Source organism: Delftia sp. DT-2, assembly GCF_028401915.1.
Taxonomy (GTDB): Bacteria; Pseudomonadota; Gammaproteobacteria; order Burkholderiales; family Burkholderiaceae_C; genus Comamonas; species Comamonas tsuruhatensis.
This window is the reverse complement of record NZ_JAQOTI010000009.1, coordinates 253,299-267,501: the sequence shown is the minus strand read 5'-3', so window position 1 is coordinate 267,501 and position 14,203 is coordinate 253,299. Positions and strand designations below refer to the sequence as shown.

The following is a 14,203-nucleotide window of genomic DNA, read 5'->3' as shown; positions in this document are numbered from 1 at the left end:
GCTGGCCTTCAGGGGAGCTTGATGGCCTGGTAGGCCGCCATGCAGTTCATGGGGATTGCTGTCTTAGCCACGCTGCAACGCCAACCCCGCATGCTCGCGCAGCGGATGGAAATGGATCTTCGGAAACCGCTCCTGCGCCAATCGCACGTCATAGGGTGACGTGCACAGATAGGCCAGCGTGTCGGCCGCATCGCGCGCCATGCGCAGCGGGTAGGCGTTCTCGAATTCGCGCAGTTCGCCCGGCGTGTCGGCCGTGATCCAGCGGGCGGCCGTGTACTGGCAGCCTTCCAGACGGATGTCGCAGTCGTATTCGGTGTTCAGGCGGTGCTGCACCACTTCGAACTGCAGCTGGCCCACGGCGCCCAGCAGCATGTTGCCGCCGGCTTCGGGTTTGAAGACCTGGATGGCGCCTTCCTCGCCCAGCTGCATCAGGCCCTGCTGCAGCTGTTTGGTGCGCAGCGGGTTCTTGAGCACCACGGTCATGAACATTTCAGGGGCGAAGAAGGGCAGGCCCGTGAATTGCAGGCTCGCGCCGTCGGTGATGGTGTCGCCCAACTGCACGCCACCATGCGTGGTGAAGCCGATGATGTCGCCCGCATAGGCTTCTTCGACGGCTTCGCGGCGCTGGCTCATGAAGGTCACGACCGAGGTGGGGCGCAGTTCCTTGGCGGTGCGCTGCACCTTCATCTTCATGCCGGGCGTGTACTTGCCCGAGGCCACGCGCACGAAGGCGATGCGGTCGCGGTGGTTGGCATCCATGTTGGCCTGGACCTTGAAGACCACGCCGGAGAAGCCTTCGTCCTCGGGGTGGATGATCTTTTCCACAGGCTGCTTGTTGACCAGCAGCGAGCTTTTGCGGGGGCCGGGCGGGGGCGACATGTCGACCACGGCATCCAGCACTTCCATGACACCGAAGTTGTTCACGCCCGAGCCGAAGAAGACCGGCGTGAGCTTGCCGGCCAGGAAGGCCTCGTGGTTCCAGGGGGCCGAGGCGCCCTGGGCCAGTTCCATGCTTTCCAGCGCGTCGTCAAAGGCCTGCCCGAAGCGCGCGCGCAGCTTGTCGGCCTCTGCCAGGGGGATGGCCTCGAAGTCCTGGGGGCGGCGTTCGCTGCCGGGCTGGAACACCGTCATGGTCTGGGTGAGCAGGTTGATGATGCCGCCGAACTGCTTGCCCTGGCCCACGGGCCAGGTGACGGGGCAGCAGGGCATGCCCAGCTCGCGCTCGACTTCGTCAAGAATGTCCAGCGGATCGCGCACTTCGCGGTCCATCTTGTTGACGAAAGTGATGATGGGGGTGTCGCGCTGGCGGCAGACCTCGATCAGGCGGCGGGTCTGCGATTCCACGCCGTTGGCGGCGTCGATCACCATCAGCGCCGAGTCCACGGCCGTGAGCACGCGGTAGGTGTCTTCCGAGAAGTCCTTGTGGCCCGGGGTGTCGAGCAGATTGACCACATGGTCGCGGTAGCTCATCTGCATGACCGAGCTGGCCACCGAGATGCCGCGCTGCTTTTCGATTTCCATCCAGTCGGAGGTGGCGTGGCGGCTGGCCTTGCGGCCCTTGACGGCGCCCGCGATCTGGATCGCGCCCGAGAACAGCAGCAGCTTCTCGGTCAGCGTGGTCTTGCCCGCGTCGGGGTGGGAAATGATGGCAAAAGTCCGGCGGCGCCGGGTTTCAGAGGCGTATGACACAGTATTGAAAGCGCAGAGGCAGGGCGGTGCCTGCCAGGAAAGGGAGACGTAATGTCTGTCGCGGGCGGCCATTGGGGCATGGAGCCAAGCGAGGCCGCAAATGGCCGCCATTCTACTTTCGCACCGGGAATATCGGCGAACAGGGATGTAAGTCGTGTCCCTGGTTTCTTGATGCCGTCTTGATACGGCACGTCGCAATCTCAATCCGCTTTTGACAGCCCCGGCCCTAGAGTTTTCCCCATCGCAACAACAGGTGCCGCCATGCGGCGCCGATGCGGGAGAAATCCCTATGACCTTGACCGAAATCACCGGATGGCTGGGCGCCCTGGGCGCCCTGGCTGTGTTTGTCTACCTCGGATACGCATTGCTGCGGCCCGAACAGTTCTGAGGTGGCGCAGATGCAAGACCTGATCTTTATCGCCCTGAGCCTGGGCTGCTTCGGGGGCCTGCTGGCCTTCGTGGCGGCGCTGGGCCGGATTTGACTGCCTGAAAGGAGACCTCCATGTGGTTGACCTGGATGGAATATGCACTGGTGCTGCTGCTGATGACGGCGCTGGCCGTGCCCATGGGGCAGTGGCTGGCACGCTGCTTCACGAGTGAGCACCATGCCTGGATCGAGCGGCTGAGCTTTCGCGCCCTGGGCGTGAACCCGGCCGAGCGCATGGGCTGGCAGCGCTACGGGCTGGCGCTGCTGCTGTCCAACGGCGCCATGCTGCTGCTGGGCTATGCGCTGCTGCGCCTGCAGGGCTGGATGCCGCTCAATGCGCTGAGCAATGCGGCGCAGACACCGGACCTGGCCTTCAACACGGCCGTGTCCTTTGTGACCAATACCAACTGGCAGGCGTATTCGGGCGAGAGCAGCCTGTCCAACGCCACGCAGATGGTGGCCATCACCTTCATGATGTTCGCTGGCGCGACCACGGGCGTGGTCGCCGCGGCGGGTGTCATCCGCGGCCTGGCGCGCTCCAGTGCCTCGGACCTGGGCAACTACTGGGTGGACTATGTGCGCATGCTCTGGCGCGTGATGCTGCCGCTGAGCTTTGTGGTGGCCCTGGTCTATGTGTGGCAGGGTGTGCCTCAGACGCTGGATGGCCAGGTCTGGGCGACGACGCTGGAGGGCGCTCGCCAGCAGATTCTTCTCGGCCCCGTGGCCAGCCTGGAGAGCATCAAGCACATCGGCACCAACGGTGGCGGCTTCTTCGGCATGAATGCTGCCCATCCGTTCGAGAACCCCACGCCGCTGACCAACGCATTCCACATCCTGGGCATGCTGCTGATCCCGTCGGCGCTGACCTATGCGCTCGGCTCCATGCTGCTGCGCCGTCGCCAGGGCTGGGTGCTGTTCGGCGCCTGCCTGGTGATGTTCGTGGGCTTTCTGGCGCTGGTGTTCACGGCTGAGCAGGCCGGCAATCCGCTGCTCACGGCCGCAGGTGCCGACCAGCAGATCAGCGCCACCCAGCCGGGCGGCAACATGGAGGGCAAGGAGCTGCGCTTCGGCATCGCCGATACGGCGCTGTTCGTGACCACGACCACGGCCGCGACCACGGGCTCGGTCAATGCCATGCATGACTCGCTGACGCCCCTGGGCGGGCTGGTGCCGCTGGCGCAGATGATGCTCAACTGTGTGTTCGGCGGCGACGGCGTGGGCCTGATCAACCTGCTGCAGTACGCCATCCTCACGGTCTTCCTGGCCGGCATGATGATCGGCCGCACGCCCGAGTTCCTGGGCAAGAAGATCGAGGCGCGCGAGATCAAGCTGGTGATGCTGGCCGTGATGGCGCACCCGATCTCCATCCTGGGCTTCACGGCGTTGGCTGCGGTCTGGCCCGACACCATGGCCAGTCTGACCAACCGGGGGCCGCACGGCTTCTCGGAGGTGCTCTATGCCTATGCCTCGGGCACGGCCAACAACGGTTCGGCCTTTGCGGGCCTGAATGCGAACACGCCGTTCTTCAACACCACCATCGGCCTGGCCATGCTGGCTGGCCGCTATCTGACACTGCTGCCCATGCTGGCCCTGGCCGGCAGCCTGGCGGCCAAGCCCACCGTGCCTGCGGGGCCGGGCACCTTCCCGACGGCCACGCCGCTGTTCATGGGCTTGCTGGTCTTCGTGGTGGTGGTGGTCGGTGGACTGACCTTCCTGCCTTCGCTGGCCCTGGGCCCTGTGGTCGAGCAACTGCAGATGCTGTCAGGACAGGTCTATCCCTGAGCACCCCTGAGCCCGTTTTTTTCTGGCCGCCTGCTGTGCCTGACACAGCAGCGCGGCGGAGGTTTCCGAAATGCAAGTTCAAACACACACTTCCGGCCCGTTGCCGGTGCTGCGCACCGATGCGCAGGTTCCATCCCAGACCGATGCCGGGGGGCTGCGCTCGCTGTTCGGCCCCAGCCTGCGGTCGGCGCTGTTCGTCGCCGTGGTCACGGGCCTGGCGTATCCGCTGGTCACCACGCTCGTGGCCCAGGCCGCGTTTCCCAAGGCCGCCAATGGCAGCCTGATCACGCGCCAGGGCTCGGTCGTGGGCTCGGCCCTGATCGGGCAGGAGTTCGCTTCGCCCCGTTATTTCCAGGGTCGGCCCAGCGCCACCACGGCGCCGGATCCCGACAAGGCCGATGCCACGGTGGCCGCGCCCTACAACGCCGCGCTGTCGGCCGCCACCAACCAGGGGTCGACCCACGCGGCGCTCAAGGAGTCCGTGGCGGCGCGCGTGGCGGCCTACCGCGAACTCAATGGTCTGGCGGCAGATGCCGCTGTGCCTGTGGATGCCGTGACGGCCTCGGCCTCCGGCCTGGATCCGCACATCTCTGTGGCCAATGCCGAGCTGCAGCTGCCGCGCGTGGCACGCGAGCGCCAGCTGCCTGTGGCCAAGGTCCAGGAACTGCTGCGCCAGCAGATGCAGCCGCGCGTTCTGGGCCTGCTGGGTGAGCCGCGCGTGAACGTGCTGCAGTTGAATCTGGCGCTGGACGATCTCTCGGCCGCGACGCTGCAGCCTGCGGCAGCCAATGCCGCCAAGGAGTAAGCCATGTCGCGCAAAACTGCTTTGTCCCTGTTCGATCCTTCGCTGGTGCGCCAGGCGCTGGGTGACTCCATCCGCAAGCTGGCACCGAGCGCGCAATGGCGCAACCCGGTGATGTTCGTGGTCTATCTGGGCGCCATCTTCACCAGCCTGCTCTGGGCCCAGGCCCTGGCGGGCGAGGGCGAGGCGCCTGCGGGCTTCATCCTGGCCATTGCGCTGTGGCTGTGGTTCACCGTGCTGTTCGCCAATTTTGCGGAGGCGCTGGCCGAGGGGCGCAGCCGCGCCCAGGCCGCGAGCCTGCGCAGCATGAAGCGCAGCACGGTCGCCAAGAAGCTGGAGCAGGCAAGCTACCAAAGCCGCTGGCATCCCGTGGGTGCGGAAGAACTGCGCTCGGGCATGTGGGTGCTGGTCGAGGCCGGCGACACCATACCGCTGGACGGCACGGTGATCGAGGGCGTGGCCTCGGTGGACGAGAGCGCCATCACCGGCGAATCGGCCCCCGTGATCCGCGAGGCCGGCGGCGACTTCTCTTCGGTCACCGGCGGCACGCGCGTGCTGTCGGACTGGCTGGTGGTGCAGATCACCGTGAACCCCGGCGAGTCCTTCCTGGACCGCATGATCTCCATGGTGGAGTCGGCCCGCCGCCACAAGACGCCCAACGAACTGGCGCTGACCATCTTGCTGGTCGGGCTGACGCTGCTGTTCCTGCTGGTCATCGTCACGCTGCGGCCCTATTCGGCCTTTGCGGTGGAGCTGACGGGCAGCGGGCAGGTCGTGGGACTGACGGTGCTGATCGCCCTGCTGGTGTGCCTGATCCCGACCACCATCGGCGGCCTGCTGTCGGCCATTGGCGTGGCAGGCATGAGCCGCATGATGCAGGCCAACGTGATCGCCACTTCGGGCCGCGCCGTGGAGGCGGCCGGCGACGTGGACGTGCTGCTGCTGGACAAGACCGGCACCATCACGCTGGGCAACCGCCAGGCCAGCGAATTCCTGCCCGCGCCCGGAGTGACGGCCGCGCAGCTGGTCGATGCGGCGCAGCTGGCATCACTGGCCGACGAGACACCCGAGGGCCGCAGCGTGGTCGTGCTGGCCAAGGAAATGCATGGCCTGCGCGAGCGTGACCTGGCAACCCTGCATGCCGTCTTCGTTCCCTTCACGGCCCAGACGCGCATGAGCGGCGTGGACATGCCGCAGCCCGACGGCGGCACGCGCAGCCTGCGCAAGGGCGCGGCCGACGCCGTGCGCCGCCACGTCGAAGCCATGGGCGGCAAGTTCCCGCCCGCCATGCTCAAGGTGGTGGAGGATGTCTCGCGGCGCGGCAGCACGCCGCTGGTGGTGGCCGATGGCGCCCGCGTGCTGGGCGTGATCGAGCTCAAGGACGTGGTCAAGCACGGCATACGCGAACGCTTTGCCGAGCTGCGCCGCATGGGCATCAAGACCGTGATGATCACGGGCGACAATCCGCTCACGGCCGCCGCCATTGCGGCCGAGGCCGGCGTGGACGACTACCTTGCCGAAGCCACGCCCGAGGACAAGCTGCGCCTGATCCGCGAACACCAGGCCGCCGGCCGGCTGGTGGCCATGACCGGCGACGGCACCAATGACGCACCCGCACTGGCCCAGGCCGACGTGGCCGTGGCCATGAACAGCGGCACCCAGGCGGCCAAGGAAGCCGGCAACATGGTGGACCTGGACAGCAACCCGACCAAGCTCATCGAGGTCGTGGAGACCGGCAAGCAGATGCTGATGACGCGCGGTGCGCTGACCACCTTCAGCGTGGCCAACGACGTGGCCAAGTACTTCGCCATCATCCCGGCCGCCTTCGTGGGCACGTATCCGCAGCTGTCGGCGCTCAATGTCATGGGACTGGCCAGCCCGGGCTCGGCCATCCTGAGCGCCGTGATCTTCAACGCGCTGATCATCATCGTCCTGATACCGCTGGCCTTGCGTGGCGTGCCCTACCACGCCATCGGCGCCTCGGCCCTGCTGCGGCGCAACCTGCTGGTCTACGGGCTGGGGGGCCTGGTCGTCCCCTTCATCGGCATCAAGCTGATCGACATGCTGCTGGTGGCTTTCGGTCTGGCCTGATCTTTGGCGGCAAGCCTGCCCGTCCGGGCAGGCACCGCCTTGCTTTCTCTGTACAAAAACCAAGATGAAATCCGTTTCTTCCATGACGGCCGCTTGTGCCGTCCCCCGCTTCTTCCCCCGTGCCTCGCTGGCTGCACTGCTGTCGCTGGCGGCTGCGTCCTGCCATGCCCAGGCCGAAACCTCTCCCGTCAACACTGCCAGTGCCGATGCCCAGCCATCGCCCGCACCCGCCTACGCGCTCACCGGCAGCGTGGCGCTGCTCAGCGACTACCGTTTCCGTGGCATCTCGCAAAGCTGGATGGGGCCGGCGCTGCAGGGCGGGCTGGAGCTGTCGCTGCCGCGTGGCGCCTACCTGGGCGTGTCCGGCTCCAGCGTGTCGCGCCACAGCTATCTGGACGGCCGCGCGCTGGAGCTTGACCTGTACGGCGGCTGGCGCACCGAGCTGCTGCCGGGCTGGACGGGCGACATCGGCCTGCTGCACTACAACTACCCCGGCGCGCGCGTGCCCCGCGGGGATGGCAGCGGCGGCGTGCGCTACGACACCACCGAGGCCTATCTGGGCGTCACCCACGGCGGCTTCAGCGCCAAATGGTCGCTGGCGCTGACGCCTTACTTCGGCCTGCGCGACAGCACGGCGGCCACGGCCTTTGCCGAGGCACTTCCCGGCAGCGGCAGCTCACGCGGCAGCAGCTATCTGGACCTGAACTACCAGCATCCGCTGGGCGACTGGGCGGTGCTGGGCCTGCATGCCGGCCACACGCAGGTGCGCAACTACAGCGAACTGTCGTACGCCGACTGGCGCGTCTCGCTGGCCCGCAGCTGGGGGCCATGGACGGCCACGCTGGCCTGGGCCGGCACCTCGGCCGACACGCGCTACTACCGCGCGGCCAATGCGGCAGGCCAGATGCAAAGCCTGGGCCGCAGCGGCTGGGTGCTGTCGCTGTCGGCGGCGTTCTAGTGTGGGAGCACGCTCTGGTGCTAGGCTGAGAACCATGCCCATTTCGTCCTCTGCCGAGCCGGCGCCGCCCGGTCTGCCGCGTCCCGATCCCGACGCCCTGGTCGCGCGCCTGCGCCATGAGCGGGCGCAGGAGGGGCGGGGCAAGCTGCGCATCTACTTCGGATCGAATGCAGGCGTGGGCAAGACCTACGCCATGCTGGCCGCCGCCCAGCGCGAACGCCAGGGGGGCCGCGAGGTTCTGGTGGGACTCGTGGAAACCCATGGCCGCAAGGAAACGGCGCAGCAGCTGCATGGCCTGGAGCAACTGCCGCTGCGCGAGCTGCCGCACCAGGGACGGACGCTGCGCGAGTTCGACCTGGATGCGGCGCTCGCGCGGCGTCCGCGCGTGCTGCTGCTCGATGAACTGGCGCACAGCAATGCGCCAGGCTCACGCCATCCCAAGCGCTGGCAGGACGTGCAGGAGCTGCTGGACGCAGGCATCGATGTCTGGACCACGATCAACGTGCAGCACCTGGAAAGCCTGAACGACGTGGTGGGCGGCATCGTCGGCATCACGGTGCGCGAGACCGTGCCCGACCAGATCTTCGACGATGCCGACGAGGTCATCGTCGTCGACATCTCGCCCGACGAGCTGCTGCGCCGCTTGAAGGACGGCAAGGTCTACATGATGGAGCAGGCCGAGCGGGCCTCGCGCAACTTCTTCAGGCGCGGCAACCTGCTGGCGCTGCGCGAGCTGGCACTGCGCCGCACGGCCGACCGCGTGGACGAGGACATGCGCGACTACCGGCGCGAGCGCTCCATAGGCACGGTCTGGCCTGCGCGTGAGCGCCTGCTGGTGGCCGTGGCAGGTCATGCGGGCGACGACGCCCTGGTGCGCCAGGTGGCGCGCATGGCACGCCGGCTGGATGCTGGCTGGATGGTGGTGTACGTGGACGCGCCCCAGCGCCAGCACCGCCCACGCAGCGTGCAGGCCGCCGTGCTCAAGACCCTGGCCCTGGCCGCACGCCTGGGGGCCGAGACGGCCACGCTGCCGGGCGCCGATGTGGCCGAGGCCCTGGTTGCCTTCGCGCGCGAGCGCAACGCCAGCCGCCTGGTGCTGGCCCAGCCGCCGCGCCCGGCATGGTCGCCCTGGCGCTGGTGGGGCCGCAGCCTGCCCGACCGCATCGTCCAGCTGCATCCCGACATCGACGTGCTGGTGCTCTCCGGGGGCTCCAGCGCGGCCCGGACCGAGGCCGCGCCTGCCGCACCGCTGCGGCGCAGGCCGCTGCCCTGGAAGGGCTATGCCGGCGTGACCCTGGCCTGCTTGACCGCCACGGTGCTGGCCGAGCAGCTGCTGCGCATCTTCGACCCGGCCAACGTGGTGATGCTGTTCCTGCTCATCGTCGTGCTGTCTTCGTTGCGCTGGGGGCGTGGCCCGGGCGCCTGGGCGGCGCTGCTGTCGGTACTGTGCTTCGACTTTTTCTTCGTGCCCCCGCGCGGATCCTTCCATGTCAACGACACGCAGTACCTGTTCACCTTCGTGCTGATGCTGGGCGTGGCCCTGGTCTGCGGCCAGCTCATGGCGCGGCTGCGCCACGAGGCGCGCGTGGCGGCCGAGCGCGAGCGGCGCGCGGGCGCCCTGGCGCGGCTGGCGCGCGACCTTTCGGGCGCGCTCACGCAGGAGCAGGTGGTGGAGATTGCGCTGAGCACGGTCTCGGGCGTGTTCGACGCCCAGGCCGGGCTGCTGTTGCCCGATGCCGACGAGCGCCTGCGCCCCGCCGGCGGCGGCTCCTGCCCCATGGACGACAGCATTGCGCGCTGGGCCATGGACCACGGTCAGCAGGCCGGCCAGGGCACGGACACGTTGCCGGCCGCGCCGGCCCGCTACGTGCCGCTGGCGGCGCCCGTGCGCATGCGGGGCGTACTGGTGCTGCAACTGCGTGCGCCCCAGCGCCTGGAGGTGCCCGAGGAGCAGCGCCTGCTGGAGGCCTGTGCCAGCCAGGTGGCGCTGGCGCTGGAGCGTCAGCACTTCGTGGCCGTGGCCCAGCAGACCCAGATCGCCATGGAGGGCGAGCGCATGCGCAACACCTTGCTGTCGGCCGTCTCGCACGACCTGCGCACGCCGCTGACCACCATCCTGGGCGCGGCCGAGGCCGCGCAGCGCCATGTGCCGCCGGGCGGCGCAGCCGACATGCTGGAGCAGGTCCGCATCCAGGCCCAGGCCATGCAGCGACTGGTGGAGAACCTGCTGGACATGGCGCGCCTGCAGCAAGGCGGCGTGCACCTGCAGCGCGAATGGCTGCCGCTGGATGAAGTGGTCGGCAGCGCGCTGCGCCAGATGCGCGCGCGCCTGCACGAGCATCCCGTGAGCACCGACGTGCCCGCCAGCCTGCCGCTGCTGCAGCTCGATGCCGTGCTCATGGAGCGCGTGCTGGTCAACCTGCTGGACAACGCCGCCAAGTACACGCCGGCCGGCACGCCGCTGACCATCCACGCACGCGAACAGGACGGCGAGGTGCTTGTGGCCGTGCAGGATGGCGGGCCCGGCCTGCCGCCACACCTGCCCGTGGAGACGCTGTTCGAGCCCTTCACGCGCGGCACGGCCGAGTCCACCGTCTCGGGCATAGGCCTGGGGTTGGCGCTGGTGCGCAGCATTGTCGAGGCCCATGGCGGGCGCATCGAGGCCGCTGCCGCGCGCCCAGGCCCCGGCACCGTGTTCACGCTGCGCTTTCCGGTGCCGGAGCAGCCATTGCTCGATTAGAGTCTTGCGCCATGAGCACGCCCACCAACCGCATCCTGATGATCGAGGACGACCCCGGCATCCGCCGCTTCGTGCGCCTGGTGCTGGAGGACGAGGGCTGGCAGGTCTTCGAGGCCGACAGCGCGCGCCGGGGCCTGATCGAGGCGGCGAGCCGCCAGCCCGATCTGGTCATCCTCGACCTGGGCCTGCCGGATGCCGACGGCAAGCAGGTTCTCACCGAGCTGCGCGGATGGTCCTCCGTGCCCGTGCTTGTGCTTTCCGCGCGCGAGCGCGAGGACGAGAAGGTGGCCGCCCTGGACGCCGGCGCAGACGATTACCTGGTCAAGCCTTTCGGTGTGCCCGAGCTGCTGGCCCGGCTGCGCGTGATGCTGCGCCGCCGCCAGCAACTGGGGGCCGCAGGCGGCGCAGTTGCATCCAGTCAGGTGCACTTCGGCCAGGTGCAGGTGGACCTGGCCACGCACGAGGTGCGGCGTGCGGGCCAGCCGGTGCACCTCACGCCCATCGAATTCCGCCTGCTGGCGGCGCTGATCGCCGCCCAGGGCCGTGTGATGACCCACCGCCAGCTGCTGCTGCAGGTCTGGGGACCCGAATACCTGGGCCGTGCCCATTACCTGCGCGTGCACATGGCCAATCTGCGCCAGAAGATCGAGGACGAGCCGGCCCAGCCGCGCCACCTGGTGACCGAGCTGCAGGTGGGCTACCGGCTTGTGGGGCTGGGCGGTGAGGCATCCCCGGGATCGGTATAATCAGCGCCTCTCCGAGGAGCGTTGCAGCAGGCCCATTCACCAGATGCGGTCTGCGAGGCTCGGAGTCATACCTGCAACGACGCTCGCCCACGCTTTCTGTGCGGTGAGCTTTTTTTCGTCTCCCGCAGAACGTGGTTTTTCATTCATCTTTTGGAGAAAACCATGAACGCTGCTGTTCGTCCCGTTTCCGCCGACACGGCCATCGCTGACATTTCCCTCGCCGCCTGGGGCCGCAAGGAAATCCTGATCGCCGAAACCGAAATGCCCGGCCTGATGGCCACGCGCGAGGAATTCGCCGCGGCACAGCCGCTCAAGGGCGCGCGCATCGCCGGCTCGCTGCACATGACCATCCAGACGGCCGTGCTGATCGAGACGCTCAAGGCCCTGGGCGCCGACGTGCGCTGGGCCTCGTGCAACATTTTCTCGACGCAGGACCATGCCGCCGCCGCCATCGCCGCCACGGGCACGCCCGTGTTCGCCATCAAGGGTGAATCGCTGGCCGACTACTGGGACTACACCCACCGCATCTTTGAATTCGGCGCCGCCGGTACCGAAGGCGAAGGCCCCAACATGATCCTGGACGACGGCGGCGATGCCACCATGCTGCTGCACCTGGGCATGCGCGCCGAAAAGGACCTGTCCGTGCTGGACAACCCCGCCTCCGAGGAAGAGAAGATCGCCTTCGCCGCCATCCGCGCCAAGCTGGCCCAGGACCCCACCTGGTACACGCGCAAGAGCGCCCACATCATCGGCGTGACCGAAGAGACCACCACCGGCGTGCACCGCCTCAACGAGATGTCGGCCAAGGGCACGCTGAAGTTCCGCGCCATCAACGTCAACGACTCCGTCACCAAGAGCAAGTTCGACAACCTCTACGGCTGCCGCGAATCGCTGGTGGACGGCATCAAGCGCGCCACCGACGTGATGATCGCCGGCAAGGTCGCCGTGGTGGCCGGCTACGGCGACGTGGGCAAGGGCTGCGCCCAGGCGCTGCGCGCGCTGTCGGCCCAGGTCTGGGTCACCGAGATCGATCCCATCAACGCCCTGCAGGCCGCCATGGAAGGCTACAAGGTCGTGACCATGGAGTGGGCGGCAGACAAGGCCGACATCTTCGTGACCACCACCGGCAACCGCGACATCATCCGCCACGAGCACATGGTGGCCATGAAGAACGAAGCCATCGTCTGCAACATCGGCCACTTCGACAACGAGATCGACGTCGCCTCCATCGAGCAGTACCAGTGGGAAGAGATCAAGCCCCAGGTGGACCACATCACCTTCCCTGACGGCAAGAAGATCATCCTGCTGGCCAAGGGCCGCCTGGTGAACCTGGGCTGCGCCACCGGCCACCCCAGCTTCGTGATGAGCGCCTCGTTCGCCAACCAGACCATCGCCCAGATCGAGCTGTTCACCAAGCCCGATGCCTACGAGGTCGGCAAGGTCTACGTGCTGCCCAAGATCCTGGACGAGAAGGTTGCCCGCCTGCACCTGAAGAAGGTCGGCGCCATGCTGACCGAGCTGACGGACGGCCAGGCTGCCTATATCGGCGTGAGCAAGCAGGGTCCCTACAAGCCCGAAACTTATCGCTACTAAGCACCCCCTGAGGCGCTGACGCGCCTTCCCCCTCTCTACCCGCTTCGCGGGGGAGGGGGACGACGCCCTCGCTGCGGGGCGGCCCTTGCTTGGCGTCCCTGAGTTGGGTCGCGCCGGTTTCGGGCATTAGTCAACTGAGATTTCCTGGAGCGACGCTATGCGCGCAGATGTATTTTTGGTGGAAGCCGGCCATGCGGCCACGCGCTCGCAGGCGCAGCGGCTGATTGCGGGTGGCGTGCAGTGGCGCATGACGCCGTTGACGCCGTGGAAGAAGGTCGCCAAGAACGGTGACGAGATTCCCGCAGGTGCCGAGCTGCAGTTGCTGGACGGGGCCGAGGCCCGGTTCATCTCGCGCGGCGGGCTGAAGCTGGAAGGCGCGCTGGCGGCCACCAAGCTGTCGGTGGACGGCCTGCGCTGCCTGGACGTGGGTCAGAGCACGGGCGGTTTCACCGACTGCCTGCTGCAGGCAGGCGCCGCCCAGGTCATCGGCGTGGACGTGGGCCATGGCCAGCTGCATGACCGGCTGCGCTCGGATGCGCGCGTGATCTGCGTCGAAGGCGTCAATGCCCGCGCGGTGACGGCCGAGGGCCTGCAGGAGGCCTGCGAGGAAGTGCTGTCCGAACGCTGGGAAGAAGATCCCGACGACAACGACACCCAGCCCGTGGCGCCCTATGCCTGGATGCGCAACGGCGGCGTGGTCGACGAGGACTACGACGACAGCGACGACGCCAAGGAAAACGAGATCGAGGCCTTCAAGGCCGAGCGCGCGGCCAAGGGCAAGGCGCGCGATGAGGGCACGGTGGCCACGCAGCGCCGCCGCCGCGCCGAGTTTGCCGACGTGGACATCACGCCGCAGTTCGACTTCGTCACGGGCGATCTGTCCTTCATCTCTCTGACCCTGGTGCTGCCGGCCGTCACGCGCCTGCTCAAGCCGCATGGCCAGCTGCTGATGCTGGTCAAGCCGCAGTTCGAGCTGCAGCCGGGCCAGGTCGGCAAGGGCGGCATCGTGCGCGATGCGGCCCTGTTCACCGAGGTGGAGCAGCGCATCCGCACCTGCCTGGGCGAGCTGGGCCTGGAGGTCAAGGGCTGGATGGAGTCGGCCATCGAAGGCGGCGACGGCAACCGCGAATTCTTCGTGCATGCCCAGCAGGCGGCCGTGGTGAAGGAGCCAGAGCAGCCTGAAACGCAGGACGACGACGAGCCCCGCTCGGCCGTGAAGGCAGCTCCTAAGCCGGCCGCGCCTAAGCCGGCCGCGCCTAAGCGCGTGTCCCGCACCGTGCTGCGCGAGCAGCGCAACGAGCGTGTGATCGACACCAGTACCGAGTTCGGCGTGCCCGGTCCGGGCCGCGCCAAGCTGCGCAAACGCAACGAATGA

At 68.0% G+C, this 14,203-nt stretch carries 10 protein-coding genes and 1 riboswitch; of the genes, 9 read left to right on the top strand and 1 reads right to left on the bottom strand.

Going from position 1 to position 14,203, the window contains the following annotated elements:
- Positions 1 to 63 precede the first annotated feature (63 nt).
- Positions 64 to 1,689 (bottom strand): peptide chain release factor 3, encoded by a 1,626-nt coding sequence (locus tag PO605_RS18265; protein WP_047472405.1) that lies wholly within the window; start codon positions 1,687 to 1,689, stop codon positions 64 to 66.
- A 289-nt stretch (positions 1,690 to 1,978) separates the two neighbouring features.
- On the opposite strand from PO605_RS18265, the gene PO605_RS18260 reads away from it, so the two are divergent.
- From PO605_RS18260 to PO605_RS18220, 9 genes are all read left to right on the top strand, one after another.
- Complete coding sequence (locus tag PO605_RS18260) at positions 1,979 to 2,077, top strand: potassium-transporting ATPase subunit F (RefSeq protein WP_013800438.1); 99 nt, start codon at positions 1,979 to 1,981, stop codon at positions 2,075 to 2,077.
- Positions 2,078 to 2,191: 114 nt separating this feature from the next.
- Entirely contained in the window at positions 2,192 to 3,898 is a 1,707-nt protein-coding gene (kdpA, locus tag PO605_RS18255) for a potassium-transporting ATPase subunit KdpA (RefSeq protein WP_016448469.1), read from the top strand.
- A 70-nt stretch (positions 3,899 to 3,968) separates the two neighbouring features.
- Complete coding sequence (gene kdpC / locus PO605_RS18250) at positions 3,969 to 4,703, top strand: potassium-transporting ATPase subunit KdpC (protein WP_016448468.1); 735 nt, start codon at positions 3,969 to 3,971, stop codon at positions 4,701 to 4,703.
- A gap of 3 nt (positions 4,704 to 4,706) precedes the next feature.
- Positions 4,707 to 6,791 carry a potassium-transporting ATPase subunit KdpB gene (gene kdpB, locus PO605_RS18245; protein ID WP_047327914.1) on the top strand — a complete coding sequence of 695 codons (2,085 nt, stop codon included), beginning with the start codon at positions 4,707 to 4,709 and terminating at the stop codon, positions 6,789 to 6,791.
- An 82-nt stretch (positions 6,792 to 6,873) separates the two neighbouring features.
- Positions 6,874 to 7,749: a TorF family putative porin gene (locus tag PO605_RS18240; RefSeq protein ID WP_047472404.1), complete on the top strand. Its 876-nt coding sequence runs from the start codon at positions 6,874 to 6,876 to the stop codon at positions 7,747 to 7,749.
- Between the two features lie 34 nt (positions 7,750 to 7,783).
- On the top strand, positions 7,784 to 10,489 hold the full coding sequence (locus tag PO605_RS18235) for a sensor histidine kinase (protein ID WP_016448465.1): 2,706 nt from the start codon (positions 7,784 to 7,786) through the stop codon (positions 10,487 to 10,489).
- Positions 10,490 to 10,500: 11 nt separating this feature from the next.
- The gene (locus PO605_RS18230) at positions 10,501 to 11,235 is read left to right on the top strand and encodes a response regulator (protein ID WP_016448464.1); all 735 of its coding nucleotides are present in this window, start codon (positions 10,501 to 10,503) and stop codon (positions 11,233 to 11,235) included.
- A gap of 7 nt (positions 11,236 to 11,242) precedes the next feature.
- Positions 11,243 to 11,327: riboswitch (S-adenosyl-L-homocysteine riboswitch) on the top strand.
- Positions 11,328 to 11,397: 70 nt separating this feature from the next.
- Entirely contained in the window at positions 11,398 to 12,828 is a 1,431-nt protein-coding gene (gene ahcY / locus PO605_RS18225) for an adenosylhomocysteinase (protein ID WP_016448463.1), read from the top strand.
- Between the two features lie 157 nt (positions 12,829 to 12,985).
- Positions 12,986 to 14,203: a TlyA family RNA methyltransferase gene (locus tag PO605_RS18220; protein WP_047473874.1), complete on the top strand. Its 1,218-nt coding sequence runs from the start codon at positions 12,986 to 12,988 to the stop codon at positions 14,201 to 14,203.

Coding starts and splice junctions, on each gene's coding strand:
- PO605_RS18260 (WP_013800438.1), top strand. CDS start 1,979: ATGACCTTGACCGAAATCACCGGATGGCTGGGCGCCCTGGGCGCCCTG.
- kdpA (WP_016448469.1), top strand. CDS start 2,192: ATGTGGTTGACCTGGATGGAATATGCACTGGTGCTGCTGCTGATGACG.
- kdpC (WP_016448468.1), top strand. CDS start 3,969: ATGCAAGTTCAAACACACACTTCCGGCCCGTTGCCGGTGCTGCGCACC.
- kdpB (WP_047327914.1), top strand. CDS start 4,707: ATGTCGCGCAAAACTGCTTTGTCCCTGTTCGATCCTTCGCTGGTGCGC.
- PO605_RS18240 (WP_047472404.1), top strand. CDS start 6,874: ATGACGGCCGCTTGTGCCGTCCCCCGCTTCTTCCCCCGTGCCTCGCTG.
- PO605_RS18235 (WP_016448465.1), top strand. CDS start 7,784: ATGCCCATTTCGTCCTCTGCCGAGCCGGCGCCGCCCGGTCTGCCGCGT.
- PO605_RS18230 (WP_016448464.1), top strand. CDS start 10,501: ATGAGCACGCCCACCAACCGCATCCTGATGATCGAGGACGACCCCGGC.
- ahcY (WP_016448463.1), top strand. CDS start 11,398: ATGAACGCTGCTGTTCGTCCCGTTTCCGCCGACACGGCCATCGCTGAC.
- PO605_RS18220 (WP_047473874.1), top strand. CDS start 12,986: ATGCGCGCAGATGTATTTTTGGTGGAAGCCGGCCATGCGGCCACGCGC.